The sequence below is a fragment of the Paenibacillus sp. JT31N7 genome (genome assembly GCF_059692095.1).
In genome coordinates, this window is sequence record NZ_JCAUAT010000001.1 from 732,810 (window position 1) to 752,605 (window position 19,796).

At 52.0% G+C, this 19,796-nt stretch carries 14 protein-coding genes; 4 read left to right on the forward strand and 10 right to left on the reverse strand.

Annotated elements, in window-relative coordinates:
• Nucleotides 1-116: 116 nt before the first annotated feature.
• Nucleotides 117-2,621: a WG repeat-containing protein gene (locus AC58P5_RS03090; RefSeq protein ID WP_497384502.1), complete on the reverse strand. Its 2,505-nt coding sequence runs from the start codon at nt 2,619-2,621 to the stop codon at nt 117-119.
• A 324-nt stretch (nt 2,622-2,945) separates the two neighbouring features.
• Here AC58P5_RS03090 and AC58P5_RS03095 point away from each other — a divergent pair, with 324 nt between their 5' ends.
• Nucleotides 2,946-3,929: a glycerophosphodiester phosphodiesterase family protein gene (locus AC58P5_RS03095; protein ID WP_497384503.1), complete on the forward strand. Its 984-nt coding sequence runs from the start codon at nt 2,946-2,948 to the stop codon at nt 3,927-3,929.
• 100 nt (nt 3,930-4,029) lie between these two features.
• Here the strand turns inward: AC58P5_RS03095 and dhaK are convergent, their stop codons facing one another.
• Nucleotides 4,030-5,802 (reverse strand): dihydroxyacetone kinase subunit DhaK, encoded by a 1,773-nt coding sequence (dhaK, locus tag AC58P5_RS03100; RefSeq protein WP_497384504.1) that lies wholly within the window; start codon nt 5,800-5,802, stop codon nt 4,030-4,032.
• 245 nt (nt 5,803-6,047) lie between these two features.
• Between dhaK and AC58P5_RS03105 the strand changes: the two genes are divergently transcribed.
• Entirely contained in the window at nt 6,048-6,965 is a 918-nt protein-coding gene (locus AC58P5_RS03105) for a phosphotransferase family protein (protein ID WP_497384505.1), read from the forward strand.
• A gap of 64 nt (nt 6,966-7,029) precedes the next feature.
• Here AC58P5_RS03105 and AC58P5_RS03110 read toward each other — a convergent pair whose 3' ends face one another.
• Nucleotides 7,030-8,871, reverse strand: a complete 1,842-nt coding sequence (locus AC58P5_RS03110) for an SgrR family transcriptional regulator (RefSeq protein ID WP_497384506.1) — start codon at nt 8,869-8,871, stop codon at nt 7,030-7,032.
• Between the two features lie 125 nt (nt 8,872-8,996).
• Here AC58P5_RS03110 and AC58P5_RS03115 point away from each other — a divergent pair, with 125 nt between their 5' ends.
• Entirely contained in the window at nt 8,997-10,241 is a 1,245-nt protein-coding gene (locus AC58P5_RS03115; protein WP_497384507.1) for an MDR family MFS transporter, read from the forward strand.
• A gap of 334 nt (nt 10,242-10,575) precedes the next feature.
• Here AC58P5_RS03115 and lpdA read toward each other — a convergent pair whose 3' ends face one another.
• The 3 genes from lpdA to AC58P5_RS03130 form a co-directional block, all read right to left on the reverse strand.
• Nucleotides 10,576-11,961, reverse strand: a complete 1,386-nt coding sequence (lpdA, locus tag AC58P5_RS03120) for a dihydrolipoyl dehydrogenase (protein WP_497384508.1) — start codon at nt 11,959-11,961, stop codon at nt 10,576-10,578.
• Nucleotides 11,962-12,227: 266 nt separating this feature from the next.
• Nucleotides 12,228-13,094 carry an SDR family oxidoreductase gene (locus AC58P5_RS03125; protein WP_497384509.1) on the reverse strand — a complete coding sequence of 289 codons (867 nt, stop codon included), beginning with the start codon at nt 13,092-13,094 and terminating at the stop codon, nt 12,228-12,230.
• A 639-nt stretch (nt 13,095-13,733) separates the two neighbouring features.
• Nucleotides 13,734-14,264, reverse strand: a complete 531-nt coding sequence (locus AC58P5_RS03130; protein ID WP_497384511.1) for a MarR family winged helix-turn-helix transcriptional regulator — start codon at nt 14,262-14,264, stop codon at nt 13,734-13,736.
• A gap of 187 nt (nt 14,265-14,451) precedes the next feature.
• Between AC58P5_RS03130 and AC58P5_RS03135 the strand changes: the two genes are divergently transcribed.
• On the forward strand, nt 14,452-15,018 hold the full coding sequence (locus tag AC58P5_RS03135; protein WP_497384512.1) for a TetR/AcrR family transcriptional regulator: 567 nt from the start codon (nt 14,452-14,454) through the stop codon (nt 15,016-15,018).
• A 141-nt stretch (nt 15,019-15,159) separates the two neighbouring features.
• Here the strand turns inward: AC58P5_RS03135 and AC58P5_RS03140 are convergent, their stop codons facing one another.
• The 4 genes from AC58P5_RS03140 to rihC form a co-directional block, all read right to left on the reverse strand.
• On the reverse strand, nt 15,160-16,383 hold the full coding sequence (locus AC58P5_RS03140) for a NupC/NupG family nucleoside CNT transporter (RefSeq protein WP_497384513.1): 1,224 nt from the start codon (nt 16,381-16,383) through the stop codon (nt 15,160-15,162).
• Nucleotides 16,384-16,387: 4 nt separating this feature from the next.
• Nucleotides 16,388-17,311 (reverse strand): ribokinase, encoded by a 924-nt coding sequence (rbsK, locus tag AC58P5_RS03145; protein WP_497384515.1) that lies wholly within the window; start codon nt 17,309-17,311, stop codon nt 16,388-16,390.
• Between the two features lie 67 nt (nt 17,312-17,378).
• The gene (gene dcuC / locus AC58P5_RS03150; RefSeq protein ID WP_497384516.1) at nt 17,379-18,737 is read right to left on the reverse strand and encodes a C4-dicarboxylate transporter DcuC; all 1,359 of its coding nucleotides are present in this window, start codon (nt 18,735-18,737) and stop codon (nt 17,379-17,381) included.
• 29 nt (nt 18,738-18,766) lie between these two features.
• On the reverse strand, nt 18,767-19,690 hold the full coding sequence (rihC, locus tag AC58P5_RS03155) for a ribonucleoside hydrolase RihC (RefSeq protein WP_497384517.1): 924 nt from the start codon (nt 19,688-19,690) through the stop codon (nt 18,767-18,769).
• Nucleotides 19,691-19,796 lie beyond the last annotated feature (106 nt).

A 19,796-nucleotide genomic window follows, 5' to 3' on the forward strand; every position in this document is an offset into this window, starting at 1 on the left:
GCATTCCCCCTCATCTGGGATTTATAATCATAAATTTCGTGATTCCAGTTCTTCTCTCTATTTTAGTTTAAATGATAATGATTATCAATGATAGCGAAAAAGAAAAACGTCCTGCCTCAAGCATGGAACGCTTTCCAAAATTCCCCCTCCTTGTCGATGATCGTACCGATCTGCGAATAAGGGATAGTAAAAGTCGGAAACCCTGCAGCGTAAGGGGCGATATCGTACGGAAAGAAATAGAGATGAAGAGCCTTTTCGGTCACATAAAACGGCTGATCCGGCTTAATGCCCGTATAGCTGTCCGTAAACACGTACGCATATTGCGGGTCCTCTTTAATCTGCCTGCCCACGATACCGCTCAGTATTTTGACATAATCGCTTCCCGGTTTAAACAAATCTTTAAGTGCGTACATCCGGCCGTTCTCCAGGTTAAGGATCGCATATGTTTTTGAAGGCATGCCATGGGCGGCGCCAAACGGAAAGTTGTACCCGGTCAGCTCCAGCTCAAGCAGCTTATCCTTGTAAAAAGCGACCTCGAAATCGCCGGAATACGAATAATCAAGCTTCCGGTTTCCGGGAACGGGCTTCACCCGGCTCAATTCCTTAAGCTTGGTGTTGACCGTCCGCCGCGCCGCCTCGTCCTTCATCCCTTCGACCTGCGGATAGTAGACGAGATAGTCCCGGTTCGGCTTATATTTCTCTTCTTTTACGGCGTAAGGCTGTCTAAGGGGAATAACGGTGTTCGGATGCCAAACGACCTTCCCGGCCCCGTTCAGATAAGCCAACCTTTGATCGGTGTATGCTTTGATTAGTCCTCCCGGCTCGAGCGTAAGTGTACCGCTTCCTTCCACACGCGGATAACCTGGCGCCGGCTTGCCGCTAAGATTGATGAAATAGGTTTGCTTCACTCCGGATACCGAAGCTAAACCGTTCTTGAAATCGGAAACATCTTCGTACAGAAACTCCGACAGCTGTACACCGTTCGAGTCCGCGATCGCGTATACCGAACCGAGAAAAGGCTGTTCGGGATCTACCGCTCTACCCAGCGCAAACCGCCCCTCCCCCAAATCCCTGATGTCGTTATAAGCGGGCTTGATCACGTACCGGCCCGCCTTGTCGATGACGCCGTATGTCCACTTGTAGTCTTCCGCCGTATTAACAATGGCCCGGCCGTCATGGAAGGGCAGGCCCGTCGTAAACGACGGCGGAATCACGATTTTTCCCCGCTCATCGATGTAGCCGTATTTGCCGCCGGAAGTTTGTTGAAAGGCAAGAAGGCCGTCTCCGTGCGGTCCGACGTATGCATAAGGATAGGATGCCAGCTTGCGGCCGTCCGGAGCGATGAGCGCATAGTCGTTGTCCCGGATCTTGACGACGGCCCTGCCGTCTTCAAAATCGTTGGCTTCTTCGTACTGCGCCGGAATCACCTCTCTGCCCTGTGCATCGAGATAGCCGTATCTGCTCGTTCCGGTATCGCCGCTTCCCCCGTCCGTGACATAGAAAACGGCTCTCCCGTCCTCCATATTGGCGATGAACGAATAGGCACGCCCGGTCAGAACTTTACCCTTCTCGTCGATCAGCTTGAAGCCTTCGCTGTCGATGACGACCGCCCGTCGCCCGGAAAACGGATTGATCGAATCGTAAACAGGCGGCACGACAAAATGTCCGGTCCCCTCGAACAGGCCGTATTTCCCGTTCTGTCCGACAACGGCGAGTCCGTTCTGCTGGAAATCTGCGGCGTCCTCGTAAATCGGCCGGATCGCAAACCTTCCGTCCGGACCGATGTAGCCCCATTTCAGTCCGGACACCGTTTTCAGCGAAGCGGGAAACAGGGCCGGCAACCGTGTTTCGGGTGAGCTGCCGAGGGCCGTCAAAATGTTCCGCCGGAGCTCCAGCAGCTTTTCACGCGAAGGAAAGGGATTAGGAAAAGACAGCGCCTTACGTACCGATACCAGCGCCGCTTCCGGCCTACCTGCCCGGTACTGGGCGTCGGCAAGATAATACCAGTAAAACGTATAATCCGGATGCTTACGGGTCATCGCCTCGTAGTACCGGACCACACGCGGAAAATAATACGGGTAGACATCGGGCGCCGGCACAAACGCCCCCTTGCTCCACCTCAGCACCTGGGCGCGGTAGGCTTCTCCCGTATCGTGAACCCACAGCGCCACTTCGGCTTTCCCGTCACGTCCGGCAAGGCCTGGCATATCCTCCGCTTCTAGATAACTGTAGCTCATGTCCGCAGGCGCGGCATCTTTCAGCCCTTCCCGCGTCCATTCGTAAACCGACAGCTTCGACCAGATCGATCCGATCTGCCAGCCGACGAGTAGATTGTTATGACCGGCCCGCAGCATGGGGGCGGACGACAGCAGCGTTACTGCGTAGCCGGTTCCTTTTACAGTCGCCGCTTTTTGCCAAACGCCTTCCCGGTAAGTCAATATAAGCAGGTATAGTTCACCTTTTAAGCGATAAACCGCCGCAATTTCCGGTATGCCATCCCCTGTTAAATCGGCCGAGTAATTGGCGGGATGTCCGACGGGTTTCTCTATCGTCATCAGTTCCGCCCCTTGCGGTAAAAATCCCGAAACAAGCGAAGTCATCTGCGTCTCGTTAACCGGCATAGTCGATCCTCCTTTTTCCCGTTTCTTCGCCTAATCGTATGCGTTCCTCCGGTAGATATGCTTTCAACAGCGAATTCGTTTTGGGGAAGTTTGAGCGCGGGCAACGGCACCCTATCCACAATCATAGCCTAGCTGTACGGACCTTGCGGACACGGCGAAATTCGGTGTACAATCGCTTCAAGTCTTCAGCAGCTTCCTTCAGTGCTGCCGGTCAAACGTTAATCCTGATTCTGTAAACGTTTATTGCGGAACGCCTTGGTTACAGAGAATCTTGATGCCCGGAATACGGTTACAGCCGATCATCGAAAGATAAGAGGAACTTCAATGAATAAAATCAAGCGCATCCTAAGAAGTAAATTTTTTCTTTTTACCGTCCTGCTCCTGGTCTTCCTTTATGTCTATAACAGCTCCCTTTTCGTCAAAAGGGATACGGGTACTCCCTATCTCCTCGCCCATCGGGGTCTTGCGCAAACCTTCACCATGGAGAATATCGCAAACGACACGTGCACAGCCGAGCGGATTTACCCGCCCGAGCATCCTTATTTGGAAAATACGATTCCGTCTATGGAAGCGGCTTTCGGGGCGGGTGCGGACAGTGTGGAGCTGGATATCAAGCCGACTAAAGACGGTCAGTTTGCCGTCTTTCACGACTGGACCCTGGATTGCCGCACCCCCGCCGCCGGTAAAACCTCATCCTACACAATGGCGCAGCTGAAAGAACTGGATATCGGCTACGGCTATACCCCGGATCACGGGCAGACGTATCCCTTTCGCGGCAAAGGAACCGGGCTTATGCCTTCTCTGCGGGAAGTGCTCGAGTTATTTCCCGAACGTTCTTTTCTGATTCATATCAAAAGTAATGATGCCGCGGAAGGAAAACAGCTGACCGAGTTTCTGTCCGTACGGCCGAAAGAACAGGTGGACCGGCTCACCGTATACGGAGGAGACGAACCTATTGACGCGTTAAAGGCGGAGCTTCCCCGAATACGAGTGATGTCGAAAGCCACGATGAAAAGCTGTCTTCTCCCTTACATAGCCGCTGGCTGGACAGGCTATATACCTTCGGCATGCGAGCGGACACAGCTGCACATTCCGGAGAAAATCGGGCCGTGGTTATGGGGCTGGCCGGACAAATTTCTGAACCGGATGGACGGGGCAAATACCCGCGTTATAGTAGTCGGCGGAGATGGCAGCGATTTTTCCAGCGGCTTCGATTCCCCTGAAGATATCAAACGGCTGCCCTCCGGCTATAGCGGCGGAATCTGGACGAACCGCATAGACAGAATCGCTCCGCTATACGGAAAATAGACTGAAGCCCCGCGGCGAACAGCTCCGCCGCATCGGCAAAAAGAACCGGCCTCTAGGTAGAGACCGGTTCTTTAACGTTCCGCAAGGACAGATGGTGTCCTTACTCTGGGTATTTAAGCGCTTTGGCGAGTTCCGTGAAAATAACTCCCAGCGCATGCGCGCCCGCATCGGGATAGCCGATGCTCCGCTCGCCGACGGTTCCCGCTCTGCCCATCCGGGCGACGATAGTTTCCGTCTCCTTCGCTCCGCGGACCGCGGCTTCGGCGGCGGCCGCTCCGGCGGACAGCAAGTCCGCGCCTGCCGCAGCGCTCGCTTCCCAGGAGTCGGCGTAAGGGACAAGCGCATCGATCAGCGTCTTGTCACCGACTACCGCTCCCCTGCCGAACGATCGCTCGCCCGTGTCCTGAATGCCCCGGACCGCAGCCTGCAGCATTCCGGCGATATCCGCTGCATCCAGGCCGTTTTTGTCCCACACGCTTCTGCCCGCCGCCCGGAAAGCCGATCCCCAGATCGGACCGGAAGCGCCGCCGCAGTGCTCCATAATAATCAGGGAGCAGGCATCAAGGAACGATCCGATATCCGAAGCCTGGGCGGTTAGTTCGTCCCATTCCGTTTTCAACTGCTTGAATCCTTTTGCGATGCTCATTCCGAAATCGCCGTCTCCCGCATGAGCGTCCAGCTCGCAGAACGGCACCTCGTTGTCGATAACGATTTCGCTCATTGTATCGATCAGATAGATCATATTGTCCAAAGACAGCCTGCCGTTATGAACGACGGCGCTTTCTTCCGGGGTGACTACGCTGAAGGAAACCAGTTTGTCCCCGTGTGCCTCCGTCGCCGGAACGACTTCGGCATAGCTCGCAGGCTCCAGATGCTCACGGATGGCGAGAGCGGGGGTATCGCATTCCGCGCGAAGCCATTCTTTCAGCTCGTCGTCCAGCTTCATCAGGGTAAGGGAAGCGCCTTCCATATCGATGCTGGTCATGTAATTGCCGACAAACGTTTTATAAACGGCGACGCTGCGCAAGGCCAGCTCCCTTTGAACGGAATGGTTCAGCAGATACAGTTCCTGCAGCGGGGTGCCGCCGAAACCGTTGACCAGCACGGCCACTTCCGGCGCATGACTGTTATCTTCGGGCAGGCTTCGCAGCAGCTCGGTAACCATTCTGCCGGCCAGTTCATCGGCCGTAAGCAGACGCTCGCGCCGGATGCCGGGTTCGCCGTGAATGCCCACCCCGTATTCCATTTCATTCTCTTCCATCGAGAATGTAGGGGTGCCTTTGGCGGGTACCGTGCACGACGACAAAGCGAACCCGATGCTTTTCGTACGGTCCACGGCCTTCTGCGCCGCCTGCTTTACCTGCTCCAGGGACAGCCCCGCTTCCGCGGCCGCGCCCGCTATTTTATGTACGAGAACCGTCCCGGCAACGCCTCTTCTCCCGACGGTGTACAAGCTGTCCTCTACGGCAATATCGTCGTCCACTTTCACATAATCGACCTGTATGCCGTCTTCTCCCGCAAGATGAGCCGCATTCCTGAAGTTCATGATATCGCCGCTGTAATTTTTAATCAGGAGAAGCATTCCCTTCCGGCTGGCGGTTGAACGAATCGCCTGATACACCTGGATCTGGGATGGAGAAGCGAAAACATCGCCGCAGACCGCGGCATCGAGCATCCCTTTGCCCACAAATCCGGCATGCGCCGGTTCGTGTCCGCTCCCCCCGCCGCTGATCAGCGTCACTTTATCGGGCGAAATCGTCTTTTTGAGGATAATCGTATGTTTACGGTCAAATTCGAGACCCGGATGAGCGAGCACGAAGCCGCTGCACATCTCTTTAACAAGGTTCTCCGGCGTGTTCATAATTTTCTTCATTATCAGGCTCCTCTCGTCGAACATGTTAAAAGGCTTGGCCTGCTGTTTCCGCAGGTTATCGTTTGTCGGCAAACTTGTTATGCTGCTATTATAACAATTCCGCCCTGTATTCTGTCCAGCAGCGCAGGGCCGCGTAGCCGCCCGGTTTTCATGTGCTTTTCAGGCAAAAAGAGCGTACAACCAACGAAACCAAGACTTTCAGACGTTCGTACTAGTAAAATTCGGTAAAAAAGGAGATGCCCGCAATGAATGAAGCACAGCCTTATCTGGAAGCCATCCGCCAGCGTTATCCCGAGTTGCCGCTGGACACGGCGGAAAAAATCGGAGCCGGGCAAAACAACGACGTTTGGCTCCTAAACGCCCGGCTGATTTTCCGGTTCCCCAGATACGAATCGGCCATCCGTGACATGGAAAGAGAAGCCGCTTTCCTGCTTTACGCGGCGGATCATGTGTCGTTGGAAATTCCACGACCGCTTTTTATCCATGCATGCCCCTCACCTAAAGAACACTCCTTCATCGGGTACAACAAAATCGCGGGAGAACCGCTTGAAGCCGATCTTTTGCAAGCCGAGGCATCGAATGATTCTCATAATGAACACGTTCCGAATGAAGCATTTCTGCGTTATATAGCCGGACAACTCGGTGATTTCTTGCAAGAATTGCACGGACTGGACCCCCAGGGTCTGGCGTGTGCGCGGCATGAACCCGGGTATGACGGCTACCGCGAATGGTCGAATATGTATGAACGCCTGCAAAGCCGGCTTTATCCCTGCATGAAGCAGGGCGCGCGTACTTGGACAGACCGGCATTTTTCCGCGTTTCTCGGCTGCAAAGCGAACTTCGAAATCGCCCCTTCGCTCATTCACGGGGATTTCGGGACTTCGAATATTTTGTATGAACCCGTATCCAAACGGGTGAGCGGAGTGCTCGATTTCGGCTCGGCCGGCACGGGAGATCCGGCAGTCGATTATGCGGCTTTACTTGCCTCCTACGGGGAATCTTTCTTCCGGCTTGTTCTGGATAACCCCGAAGCCTGCGAAATGCTGAGCCGGATAATGTTTTACAAGGGAACGTTTGCCCTGCAGGAAGCGTTGTTCGGAGTGGAAAACGAGGACCCCGAGGCGCTAAAGAGCGGACTGGAAACCCTGGAAGCGCTGGAGTAAGTTACGCCGAATCCCCTTATAATTTAATGTCTTGTTCCAACGATCATCCCTGCCGACATTTCGGTCAAGCCAAGGCGTCGGCCCCCGTATTGAACCAGATGTGATAAAAATCGACCCATCCGTAAGAGTTGATTTTTACTCCGCGGACGGATTGGTGGAAGGCGGTGTTCGTCGTTTTATGAACGAGGAACAAAATCGCGTGGGTCTGACGTATCCACCGCTCGAGCTGCGCAAATCTCGCTCTCCGTTCCGCCTCGCCCGGCTCGCGCAAAATCGCGGCCGTCTCCCGGCGGACGACCTTCTCGGTCTCGTTGTCCCAGAGGGCGGCAAAATAATTGTTCTGAAGGTACACCTCCAGTTCACGCACCTCGTCGCCTCCCAGAACAATGCCGTACAGCTGGCAGTCATAGCACTCCAGCGAAGCCCGGTCCGACCATTCTTCCGCGTTTCGGACCCGGATTTCAATAGCAACACCGAACGAGCGGGCGAGTTCCTGAATCCAGCGGGCGTCTTCTTCGTGATAGGAATACGTGACGAGCTCCAAAATTTCCCCGGCATAACCGCATTGCTCCAGAAGCGTCTCAATTTCAGACCGGCTCTTTAAGGGACAACAGGCTCCCGCCCTCTGCCCCATGTCCGCCTGCGGATGAAAACCACGGGCCGGGCATACCCGTTCGCCTTTCAGATCCGCGATCAGGGCTTCCCTGTCGACAATATGATGGAGCGCTTCCCGGAATAAGGGATGATTGTGGGGGCCGTGTTTTCTTTGATTGAACACGAGCATGCTGCTGCAGCTGAACAAGGTCTCCATGTTGCGCCAGCCCCCTCCTCCACTGACCAATGCTTCCCGTCTAGCTCCGGATGTCTCGCCATGGGACGTCATGATGGACGTCCAGTCGGGCTCTTTCAAACGTCCGTATTCCTCCGGCGGGAAAATGAGCACTTCCACACGGTCCAGATGGGCCCGGCCCCGAAAGTGAGCCGGGAAAGCTTCCAGCACGCATCTTCCTTCATTATGGCATACGACCTGAAAAGGCCCTGTGCCTGAAGGCGTCCGTGCAAATCCGGCCTCGTCCCGGCGCACAACATCCTCCGGTACGATTGCGGCCGCGATCGTGCACAAAAATCTCAGGAACAGGTAATTCGGTTCCCTAAGACGAATTACGACCGTTTTCCGGTCGGGAGCGTCCACCCGCTCTATGTCCCGAAACATCCAGCCGCTGTCATAACGATCCGGTTCGTTCCTGAGCCGGTTAAGCGTAAACATCACATCTTCCGCCGTGAGTTCCCGCCCGTGGTGGAACAGGATGTTTTTTCTCAAATAAAAAGTCCACTCTCTGGCGTCCGGACTGCTCTCCCAGGAGTGCGCGATGCAGGGAATAACCGTCTGCAGCTCTTCGTCATATTCGACGAGGGTGTTGAACAGCTGCCGGGCCATATGACAGTCGAAGGCATAGTAGACAAGTCCCGGGTCCAGCGTCGTAATCGAACGGAAAACGGGCATACAAAGCGTCTCCTGCGGGGAATCCGGCACTCCTTCCGTCGAGAAGCCGATGCCTTCGGAAATCCAGTCCATAAAACGGTCCTTGACGGCGGGACCGCCGAACCGGTTCATCAGCTCCATCGCTCCGTGAACCTCCCCCTGCTCCGTGCGTCGGCGGACTTCCTCCAGCAGAAGCTCGTCGGAATCCAGCACGAAGGTCAGTTTCGATTTGTTGCCGCGGCCCCTACCGGGCTGCCAATCGATCCACCCCTGCTCACACAGCGTGCGGACGATCAGCTTCACGTAGCGGGGTGTGCAGTGCCAAATACCGGCCAGCTCATCGATCGTAACGGGAAAGGACTTCAGCGGCTCCCTGTCCCTGAAGGACAGCCGGAGTTCCAAAAAAGGAAGTACGGTCTGCATGTTTTCGTTCCTCCGTTTCAATGCATTCGTTATAAAAGGTGAACTGATTCCGTCAAATCATACACTTTTCATCCCCTTTTGTGTAGCTATACTGAACTTAACGACAAAAAAGAAGGATGATCCCCATGAAAGCAAAAACGACAAAACGATTCCGTATTCCCTCCTTTCACCCTGTTGCCTGGGGAGTCATTATCGGGACCTTCCTGTCCAGAACCGGATTTTTTATGACCATTCCGTTTCTCGGCATTTATCTGGGCAAGGTCAAAGGCATCGATCCCGCGACGATCGGGGCCATCCTCGCCGTAAGCTTGTTCGTGGGCACGCTGGGCAGCTTTGCCGGGGGCGCGCTGTCCGACCGCCTGGGCCGTTATCCCGTGATGATTGCGTCGATGGCGGCCTGGAGTCTGGTGTTTATCGGCTTCGCCTTCGCGGATGCGACCTGGCTGTTTTTTGTCCTCAGCGCTCTGAACGGGCTCTTCCGGAACGTGTTCGAGCCTGCGGCACGTGCCCTGCTGGCCGATGTGACACCTGCCGAAAGCCGCACGGAAGTGTTTAACGCACGCTATTTCGCGATCAATATCGGCGGTGCCGTCGGGCCCTTAATCGGCCTGAAGCTGGGCGTCGGGGGCACGTCGTCCCTGCTGCCTTTTCTGGTCAGCGCCTCCATTTATGCCGTCTATACTGCGCTGCTGGTCGTATTTATGTTCTCCTTCAGGCACCTGCTCCAGAGCAAGGAAGAGCCCGGCGCGACCGTGAAGCAGATGATGAAGATCGTTTTTACCGATAAGGTGTTCCTCTATCTGCTGCTCGGCAATTTTTTCGTCGCCGGCGCCTACTCCCATCTGGACACAACCTTGTCGCAGTATATCGGCCATGACCGGGTAGCGGTCTACTCCAGCCTGTTTGTCGTCAACACGTTATGCGTGCTTGTCCTGCAGTATCCGTTGACCCGGTTTATGAAGCGCTACACGTCCCTGACGGCACTGAAAACGGGCTGCCTCCTGTTCGGGGCGGGACTTTTCGGTTTCGGCCTCTTTGAGAATACGATTCTGCTCTTTTTCTCGATGATTGTGTTCACCATGGGCGAGATTCTGTGCTTCGTCATCGGGGATGTGCTCATTGGCGAAATCGCACCTGAACGTCTCCGGGGCGCCTATTACGGAGCCAGCGGCTTCGCATTCCTCGGGCAGAGCCTGTGCGCCTGGATCGGCGGGCTGCTGCTTAAGGAGCTGGGCTTCGGTCAGGGACCGGTCATCTTCGGCATTTTGACGCTGCTCGCGCTCGCCGCATTTCCGTTCTTTCACCGGGGCCAGCAGCTTCGAGATCATGCGGCAGGCGCGAAATCGTCCGGGCTTTCCGACCCTTGCTGACGACGCAGCGGGAAGAACGTCCCCTTAACGTTAACGGGTGCGTCTTCCCGCTTTTCTTTTGCGTCTAAGCGGCCGCAGGCGAAATACAGCAAAACCGTTCCCAGGCGCTAAGTCCGGGAACGGCTTTTCAAGTTTATACACGTGAAGTGTTCGGTTTAATGGAACCGGTCTCTAAGGTGATCTCACTTTCCAGTATTGAAGAGGTTTAACAGCAAGATGCGAACCTCCAACGTTTACCGTGATCGCAATTCCAATATTAAAACCTGTTTTATCTTCATTTTTCAAACTCTCCATGATTATTATCTACATATAGGGTTAAACGTGCTGCTCTTTTTTATTTTTTCATCATCATTTTTCTGACCGCATTTTCGGCAGCTTCCATAATTACTTCTCCCAATGTGGGATGGGGGTGAATCGTCATAGCCAAATCCTCCACGGTTGCCCCCATCTCGATAGCAAGAGCAAGCTCCGATACGAGTGTGGATGCCTCCACTCCAACGATTTGTGCACCCATCACGATTCCAGAGGCCGGGTCCGCCACAATCTTGACAAATCCTTCGGGCTCCCTCAATGCCAACGCTCGTCCGTTGATCCCGAAAGATGCTTTTCCAATAACAACCGGGATGGCTTTTGCCTTTGCTTCCGTTTCACTCAAGCCGACGCTGGCCAGTTCCGGATTAGAAAAGACGACGAGCGGAATGGCTCTATAATCAACCTCGGACGTAAGGCCTGCGATAGCTTCTGCCGCAATCTTGGCTTCATAGGAGGCCTTGTGAGCGAGGGCCGGACCAGCCGTAATATCTCCAATGGCGAAAATATGCGGGATAGCCGTTCTGCACTGTTCGTCCGTCGTAATCAATCCCCTGCTCGTCACTGGCAAGCCTATGCGCTCCAGTCCCAACTTGCCGTCTGTATTTGGTTTTCTGCCGACAGTGACTAGCACATATTCCGCTGTAACATGATGCTGCTCCTGATTTTTGGAATAATGAAGTGTAATTGTATTTGCGTTCTGGACTACGTTCTCAGCAGTCGCCCCGGTAATCAGGTTCATACCATCAGATTTCAATTGCCGGACAACAGGGCCCACAAGGTCCGCTTCGAATCCGGGCAGCACTTGTTCTCCTCCCTCCAGAATCGTTACCTTTGTTCCGAATTTGGCATACATTTGCCCCAGTTCGACACCGATATATCCACCGCCTATCACGATGAGGCTGGTCGGAACCTCAAGGAGCGACAGAGCTTCAGTGGAAGACAAAATACGTCCTCCAACGGGGAATGCTTGCAGTTCAATCGGGCGAGATCCTGTTGCCAAAATGGCGTACTTAAAAGAAACAGTTTGCTCCTGTCCGGATTGATTGATAACAGCCGTATGTTCATCAACCAAACGGGCCTCTCCTTCCAGAATGCTCACACCAGCAGTCTTTAATAAATAACTAACTCCGCCTGCCTGCTTATTCACAATGCCCTTCTTGAAATCCTGAGCATTTTCAAATGAGGCTGCCGCATCTGCATGATTGAACTGTCTAAGCAAATCATAGCGATGCGATTCCGCTATTAAGGCTTTGGATGGAATGCAGCCCACGTGTGTGCAGACTCCGCCAAGCTGACTGCGTTCGACGATCGCCGTCTTCATACCAAGCTGTGAAGATCGCAGCGCCGCCACATAACCTCCGGGACCTGATCCAATGACTAACGTTTCTACCGATTCAAGCCTACTCATGTTCGGATACCCTCCCGTTGAAGTCGCTATAAAATATGATGATCATAATATATTATAGTCATCATATTTTAGAAACGTCAACATCCGTGATTAGCATTTCGATCATTTTGCATAAACCTAAGCCCTTGACGCGGAAAGACTTTCCAAACATAAAAAGGAATTTACCCTCAACTTGGAGTAGTTTTCAAGCGATCAAACAAGAAAACCCAAGGGAGTGAAGTTGCTCTGTGGGAAACCCGGCAGATCCAGATGATTACACTTAACCGTTAACGGAAAGCTTCTTGATGCTCATGCAGAAAAGCTGCTAGCGTACGGGGCTCTCGATTAAGCAAATGCCTGATCGTGTCCGTAGGTCTTTCCGGAATAACGGTTGCCATAGCTTGGATTTCTATGACATGGTTTGCGATCCAAGGTGGCAGTTGCCCTTGTTCTATTAAATTCCGGTATAATTCCTGAGAAGGAATGTTGATATATCGGATAGGCCGTTCAAGCAAGGCAGTAAGCATGCTAGCAATCTGAGGGTAGCTAAAAGTCTCCGAACCAGTAAGCGTGTAGATTTGGCCAGATGCCTTTCGGTTTGTCAGAACTACCGCGGCAGCGCCTGCGATATCGCGACAGTCAATGAAGTTGCAGGAGGAATCCCCCATGGATCCGAAGAAAATATCTTGCGCAGCTATTGGAGGGGCGAGACGCAGCAGGTTTTGCATGAAAGCATAGGGACGTAGCACCGTGTACAGGAGACCAGATTCCGATAAATTGCGCTCAATTTCTTGGTGCCAACCGGCTACGGCTACAGGCGATTTTTTCTCAAAAGCAGGACTTGAGATTTTGACAAGATGCTCAACACCGCATTCGACGGCAATTTGAATGATCGAACTCTCCAACTCGATTTGTTTAGGACTGTTGGACATGGCCATAAAGAGCTGGCTGACTCCCTTCAAAGCATGTCGCAGCGATTCGGGTTCGGCAGCATCAGCGGATGCTACTTCAATAACGGACCGATCCTTCTCCCCAAGTCGGGCCCGCAGCTTCTCCGGTTCTCTGCTTAGCGCACGGGCGGGCACATCAAGTTCAACCAAACGTTTCAATAAGGCATCCCCTATCGTACCTGTAGCTCCAATGATACCTATCATTTTCATCTTCTCCTTTGTTGGATTGCTTAGATTTGGCGATTTGATTTGACAGCTAAGCGCCACCGCCACGTTACGATTGTACTTGCGATCAATCCCGATAACGGAAAATCGATCCAGGCCCGATGAACCCAGGCCATGTGGCCGATCGAGATGATACTGCTCAGGCACTCCGATATGGCCCACGCCGCAACTAGGCCTAACATCCCCCCTCCCAATCCGAATAGGACAACAACGAGCAAGTGAGGCGCTCTGAGCATCCAGGTTTGATCCATAGGCCCTCCTCGTCTTCGGAGCCAAAGACCGAGCATCCACGCTATCAAAGCCGAGGTGCCTCCTATTGTAGTTAATGCTCCCAGTTGAAGCCCCCTATCTCCAGTAAGCAACCCTCCAATACCTGCCATTGAGGCTGGAGATACAAAAGCCATAACCACTTCACGCCAAAGCACAAATTTACGAGTCCCCGACTTTTTTACGGCTTTCATCTTGTTCATAGTCGTTCTTCCATCCTCTCATGGTCAAAGGGTTGCAAGTGCTTGTATATAATTAGCCGCCTAATTATATGGCGATGAAAAAAGGCTAGTCTAGCTAGCCCCAACTGCCTTCATGCTCATATGGCACATATTCTCTTGCATGCACGCTTTATTCGTCTGTTAGGGCTGAAATACCTTGTGTAATGCGACCTAACAGATCGAGAAAGACGCTGCGCTCTTCCAGAGTTAGCAAGCTCACCATCGCTTCTAACCGGGTAAAATGCTCCTGAGCCATCTCTTGAAGCTTCTTGGCCCCCTTCTCGGTCAGAATCACCGCTTTTTGTCGTCCATCCACTGAACTGGCTCGCCGTGAAACGAGTCCATCTCGTTCCAGAATGTCGATAAGCCCTGTAACCGTAGCACGAGTAACACTTAAGTGCTCCGCCAACTGCGAGGGTAGTTGTTCCCCTTCATGATCTTCCAGATCGGCCAATAAGCGATATCTCCCTGTGGATAAACCGAATCTGGAGAAATGGATCTCCGCGGCGTGTCCAAGCTTCGCCCCGGCCGCCATTAGCCTGGATGCAACGAGTACGGCTTGTGCATCTACGTCTAGGTTATAGCGGTCGATCTGACGCTTCGATTGAGCAAGAGAAGGAATAGCATTCAAGTCATTCTTTTGTAAATAATCGTTGTTCATGTATGTAGTATGGCACCTAACTATATGGATGTCAATATTTTTCCAAGGTTAAAAAGGCGATCTGTTAATTGATCATTTTGCATAACCCTAATTTCTTGAGCTAACAGTTACGGTGCCCCTAAATTGACAGATTTTATTATGATGCTTATAATATTTTGAAATAGTATGAAGCAGCGGGGTGACTATAATGCCGTATCCCAAAGGCCATAAGACAAAAGTGCGCAATAAGATCGTTGAAAGTGCCGCCCAGGCTTTTCGCACCAAGGGTATTCACAATGTAAGCGTTCCGTTCATTATGAAGGGGGCCGGATTGACTCATGGAGGGTTTTATGCGCACTTTGACAACAAAGAACAACTGGTTGCCGAAGCCTGCCGGTATGCCATAACCGATACCATCGCGCTTTTGCAGAAAGCCGCTGATCAGGAGAAGCAGACCCCCAAAATCAATACGGTCATCGATTATTATTTAAGTTCCTACCACCGCGACAAAACGGAGATGGGCTGCATTATTCCCGCCCTTTCTGCCGAAATATCCCGTTCTTCAGAAGAAGTTCGGCAGATATTTACCCATGAAGTGGAGCGGATGATTGCTTTTATCTCCAATCTGGCGGAAATTGACATATCCAAAGGTAGAGCCCTGTTCAGTACCATGGTGGGCTCTCTTATTCTTGCACGGACGGTTAATGATCCTGAACTGAGCGGCAACCTTCTCTCGGCGGGCAAGCAGGTTGCCAAAGAGCTGGTTAGGACCTGAAATGCCTAGTATGATTCAGCTGCCTTAGACGCCTGCAAAATGCTTTTTTCTCAAATGTGAGCTTGCTGGGGCACAACCAAAAGCATTGCAGATTCTCATGTCGAGATTGCAATGCTTCAGACGACTTTCCGTTGACTACTTCTACATAAACATGCCGGCGATCGTACCGCTTAATAGATTAGCTAGTGAAGCTGCAATCACGGCCTTAAAGGCAAGACGACCTACTTCAGTGCTTCGTTCAGGAGCTAACGATCGCATTGAGCCTATCAGGATCCCCATTGAACCGATATTCGCAAATCCGCAAAGCGCAAAGCTAACGATCGCAATCGTCTTGGGTGACAAATGCTCCATTTCCTTAGCAAAGGAACCAAAGGCGATCATTTCATTCATGACGAATTTCTGCCCCAATAAACTGCCCGTTATCGTAGCCTCAGACCAAGGAACGCCGATCACAAAGGCAAGCGGAGCAAACACCCAGCCCAGAATCATCTGAAGGGACAAGTCTCCGTACCCGAACCAGCTGCCGACCCAACCAAGCAGTCCGTTTAGAAGCGCTACCATAGAAACAAACGCGATCAGCATGGCGATAATCTGTACCGCCATCTTCATCCCTGCCGAAGCGCCTTTCGAAATAATATTAATGAGGTTATCCTTCGTTTCCGAATCTTCCTCTTCAAGTTCGCGGGAGCCTGCCTTTATCGGCGTATCGGTTTCCGGAATCATAATTTTCGCAATGATGAGACCCGCTGGAGCCGACATCAAGCTCGCGGACAATAAATAGGCTATCGGAATGCCTAACGCAGCATAGGCAACCATGATTCCTCCCGCGACGGAGGCGAGGCCGCCGACCATGATCGCGAACATCTCTGACCGAGTCAAGACCTTCATATAGGGTTTGATCATGATCGGAATTTCCTGCAGCCCCAGAAAGATATTCCCTGCCGCTGCTAACGATTCCGCACGGCTTGTCTTCAGCAATTTGCCGAGCCCTCCGCCAACAACCCGCATGAAGAACTGCATGATGCCGAATCGGTATAGAATGCCGATCAGCGGCGTAATAAATACAGCCAGCATCGCTACGCGAATGGCGAATATATTACCTGCCGGCTGCGTCTTATCCGCCAAGCTTCCGAATACGAAGGAGAGACCTTCGTATCCGTAATGGAATAAGTTCGTAAACCCTCTGGATACGACCTCCAGCGCCTGTTTGCCGATATCCCATTTGAGTACGATATAACCGAATAACAATTGAATCCCAAGCCCGACGATAACCGTGCGATAATTAATATTTTTCTTATGGTCTGACATCAAGTAGGCAATCCCCAAAATAACCGATAAGCCTACAAGCCCCCATAAAATGCTCATGTTATCAGCTCATTTCTGCTAGTTCGTGGGCATAGGGGATGGATTGAAATGCGCCTCTGCGCTGGACAACAATCGACGAGAAGCGACTGGCAAACTTGACCGCCTCCGCGACATGCTCGAGCTGCTTCCGCTCCTGCCTTCGCAGCATGGTGCAGAAGGATCCTATAAAGCTGTCGCCGGCAGCGGTAGTATCAATCGCGGCAACCTTTTCGGCGGGAATCGATAAATTGCCGTCCGGGTGGCAAATGAGGCTTCCCCGATCACCGAGCGTAACGATCACGCATCCTACGCCTTGTTCAAGCAGAGTCGCTGCCCCTTGCACCATATCCTGTTCGCTGTTCGTATCGCATCCGGTGATCACATGCATCTCGCTTTCGTTGGGAATGAGGAAATCCGTGACTTGAAGCAGCGTCGGCGGAATCGCCTTGGCCGGCGCCGGGTTCAGCACCGTGACCTTCCCTTCTTCCTTCGCAATTGCAAAAACATGCTGAATGGCTTCAATTGGCACTTCGAATTGAGCCAGAATGACATCGGATAATTGGATAATTTCTCTGGATTCCTCCACATCCTGCGCTGTAATTCCCATATTCGAGCCGGCGCTGACGACGATCATGTTGCTGCCGCTGTTGCTGAATAGAATCAAAGCTTCTCCCGTAGGCAAATCCGGATTTACGCTGACATGCTCGGTATGAATGCCTTCCTGCTGTAAGGTAGAGACCAATTCCTTGCCATATTCATCTGCCCCGACTTTGCCGATAAAGTGCACGGAAGCTCCAAGCCGGGCCGCCGACACGGCCTGGTTAAATCCTTTCCCGCCGGGACCGACAAGTTTCCCCGCTGCAAATAGGGTCTCTCCTTCGTGCGGGAGGGATTCCAGCAATAGGCTGGAATCCATATTAATACTTCCTAGTATGCATATCTTTTTCATTTTTCTCTCACTCCAATCCTTTAACACCCTCTGTTTAAGTGTTCTTACACAGCGATCATGTTACCGCTTAAGAGAACATTACGTAGGACAGCACCAGCGTACTGATGATGCCGACTATAATCGGAACAGAGGTCCTCTTGATAACTGCCATCGGGCTTTTCTGAATGATGCTGCAAACGACGATGATACATGCAGCCACTGGTGAAACCGAGCGCACAAGGTTCGCGATCAACTGCATCGGAATCGACAGCATCGCCCCGTCAATGCCTACGTTTTGCGCAATGTCGGGCAGCAATCCGACCGAGGCGTAGAATACCGCCAGTCCGCCGCCGCTGATCAGGCCGATAAGGGCCGTGATTCCCGAGAAAGCAAACATCAGGATCATGCCTGCGCCATTCAAATCTTTTACCGAATCTGTCAGCATGTCTACAATGCCGAGTGCTTTTAGGCCGTCAACAAGCAAGCTAGCGGCAACAAGCAGCGAAACAACCATCGCAAGCCCGTCCCCCATACCCCGGAAGAACACCATCAGTTCTTCGAACACCTGCTGAATTTTACGTTTACGGATCATTTCGACAACGACTGCAACGATCAGCGAAATAAAAGTGATTTCAACAAGACCGATTTTGATCGATTTAACGAAGATACCGAATACCGTAATCAGAACGAGTGGAAGAATCGGAAGGAAGCCATAATAGGTTGGCGGCAAATCCTCGCGCAGTGTTCCAAGCTTCGATTCGTCGATTGTATCGGTTTCGGGATTTTTCTTATCCATATATTTCTGCCAGAAATAATGCGCGATGGTCATCAATATAAGCGTCGGAATCGAAATGACGGCATGATACTTCATGACGTATTCCATTAAATCAATGCCCAGCGTCTGAGCGGCAATGACATTATCCGCGCCGAGCGGTGTCGGGATGATAGTCGCCGTTGTCGCAATAACGGCACCTGCCGTCAATCCGGACATGCCGATTCGCTTCAAAACCGGATACAGCGTAGCCATGAGCAGAATGGCAAGGCTCGAAGCGCTTGGAACCACAAGCGACAGCAGGTTACCGACAACGAAAATGACAGGGACGAGTACATAAACCGATTTGATTCCGGATAACGGCTTCATCAAGGTTTGAACGGTTACTTCGTTCGCGCCGATTTTCGTCATATAGGACGAGAAACCGAATAAAACCATGATCGTCATACCGATATTACCTAAGTTGCCAATAAAATTATTTGTAATCGACTTCATCGGGTCAAACCATCTGGAACCCGTCGCCGCATCCGCAGGCAAAACGTTATGCCCCATAAATACAGCGCCGTATAACAGTACAATTCCTGCAACGAACAAAACAACGGTGGCATTGACTTTCTTAGTAATCATCCAGCCTGCAAGCACGACAACGATTAAGCCAAATATAAGTTCTGCCAAGTGGAGGTCTCCCCTCTAAGTTGTTAAATTTATTTTGCTTTCGCAAGACATTCGATCGCCCATGCACGGAATGCATCGACGTCAATGTCCAGGCAAACGTTTACATTCGGTTCTTTCTGATACCGGTTATTTCGATCCACAATCGTCGTACCGGCCGTGTACGTACCCGCATTCTCAACATCTACGAAGTATTTCTGGGATTTGAACAATTCAGGCTTAACGATATAGGCGATCGCGCATAAATCATGCATTTTCAGGCCGGTCTTTAAGCTGCCGCCGCGATAATGCTGGAACATGGAATACAGCATGTTGCCGGTTTCATTCAAATCGCGAATCTGGACCACATTATCCGGTGTCAAGGTTGCCTTACTGGTTACATCCAATCCCACCATGGTAATATCCAGGCCTGAGGAAAAAACCATCTTGGCCGCTTCCGGATCCGCATAAATGTTGTACTCTGCCGTCTGAGTATGATTCCCTGCAGATGCCGAACCACCCATTAGTACAATCCGTTCAATGCGTGATTTGTATTCCGGGTACATCGCCAGGAACAAAGCGATATTTGTCAGCGGTCCGATCGGCACGAGCGTTACCTTCTCCTCGCTATCCATAATCGTATCGCGAATTGCTCGGACGGCATGTTCGGGATAAATGCTTTTGGTTGGCTCCGGAAACTCGTAGCCACCCATGCCGGACTCCCCATGAATGTGACTGCTATCCTCATATGGAATGCAGAGCGGTTGTTTGGCGCCTTTAGCAACAGGAGTGCCTGTACCGAAGAACTCGATCAGCTTAAGCGCATTTTGGGTCGTTTTTTCAACGGATACGTTCCCGGCGACGGTTGTCAGCAGCTTGACGTCCAGCGATTCATGATGCAGGGCTACACCAATCGCAACCGCATCGTCAATTCCAGGATCCGTGTCAATAATAATAGGAATTTTTCTTACGCTCATTCTGCTCAGCATCCTCTCAAATTAGAAAATTTAACCTTTAGCTTATCCTTCCCTAACAGCTAACAAAATAATTAATTGTGGAATGTGTAACCGGTTACCTACTTCG

Bases quoted from the DNA above. Each gene is read 5' to 3' on its own strand.
- AC58P5_RS03090 (WP_497384502.1), bottom strand. From the start codon at position 2,621: ATGCCGGTTAACGAGACGCAGATGACTTCGCTTGTTTCGGGATTTTTA.
- AC58P5_RS03095 (WP_497384503.1), top strand. From the start codon at position 2,946: ATGAATAAAATCAAGCGCATCCTAAGAAGTAAATTTTTTCTTTTTACC.
- dhaK (WP_497384504.1), bottom strand. From the start codon at position 5,802: ATGAAGAAAATTATGAACACGCCGGAGAACCTTGTTAAAGAGATGTGC.
- AC58P5_RS03105 (WP_497384505.1), top strand. From the start codon at position 6,048: ATGAATGAAGCACAGCCTTATCTGGAAGCCATCCGCCAGCGTTATCCC.
- AC58P5_RS03110 (WP_497384506.1), bottom strand. From the start codon at position 8,871: ATGCAGACCGTACTTCCTTTTTTGGAACTCCGGCTGTCCTTCAGGGAC.
- AC58P5_RS03115 (WP_497384507.1), top strand. From the start codon at position 8,997: ATGAAAGCAAAAACGACAAAACGATTCCGTATTCCCTCCTTTCACCCT.
- lpdA (WP_497384508.1), bottom strand. From the start codon at position 11,961: ATGAGTAGGCTTGAATCGGTAGAAACGTTAGTCATTGGATCAGGTCCC.
- AC58P5_RS03125 (WP_497384509.1), bottom strand. From the start codon at position 13,094: ATGATAGGTATCATTGGAGCTACAGGTACGATAGGGGATGCCTTATTG.
- AC58P5_RS03130 (WP_497384511.1), bottom strand. From the start codon at position 14,264: ATGAACAACGATTATTTACAAAAGAATGACTTGAATGCTATTCCTTCT.
- AC58P5_RS03135 (WP_497384512.1), top strand. From the start codon at position 14,452: ATGCCGTATCCCAAAGGCCATAAGACAAAAGTGCGCAATAAGATCGTT.
- AC58P5_RS03140 (WP_497384513.1), bottom strand. From the start codon at position 16,383: ATGAGCATTTTATGGGGGCTTGTAGGCTTATCGGTTATTTTGGGGATT.
- rbsK (WP_497384515.1), bottom strand. From the start codon at position 17,311: ATGAAAAAGATATGCATACTAGGAAGTATTAATATGGATTCCAGCCTA.
- rihC (WP_497384517.1), bottom strand. From the start codon at position 19,690: ATGAGCGTAAGAAAAATTCCTATTATTATTGACACGGATCCTGGAATT.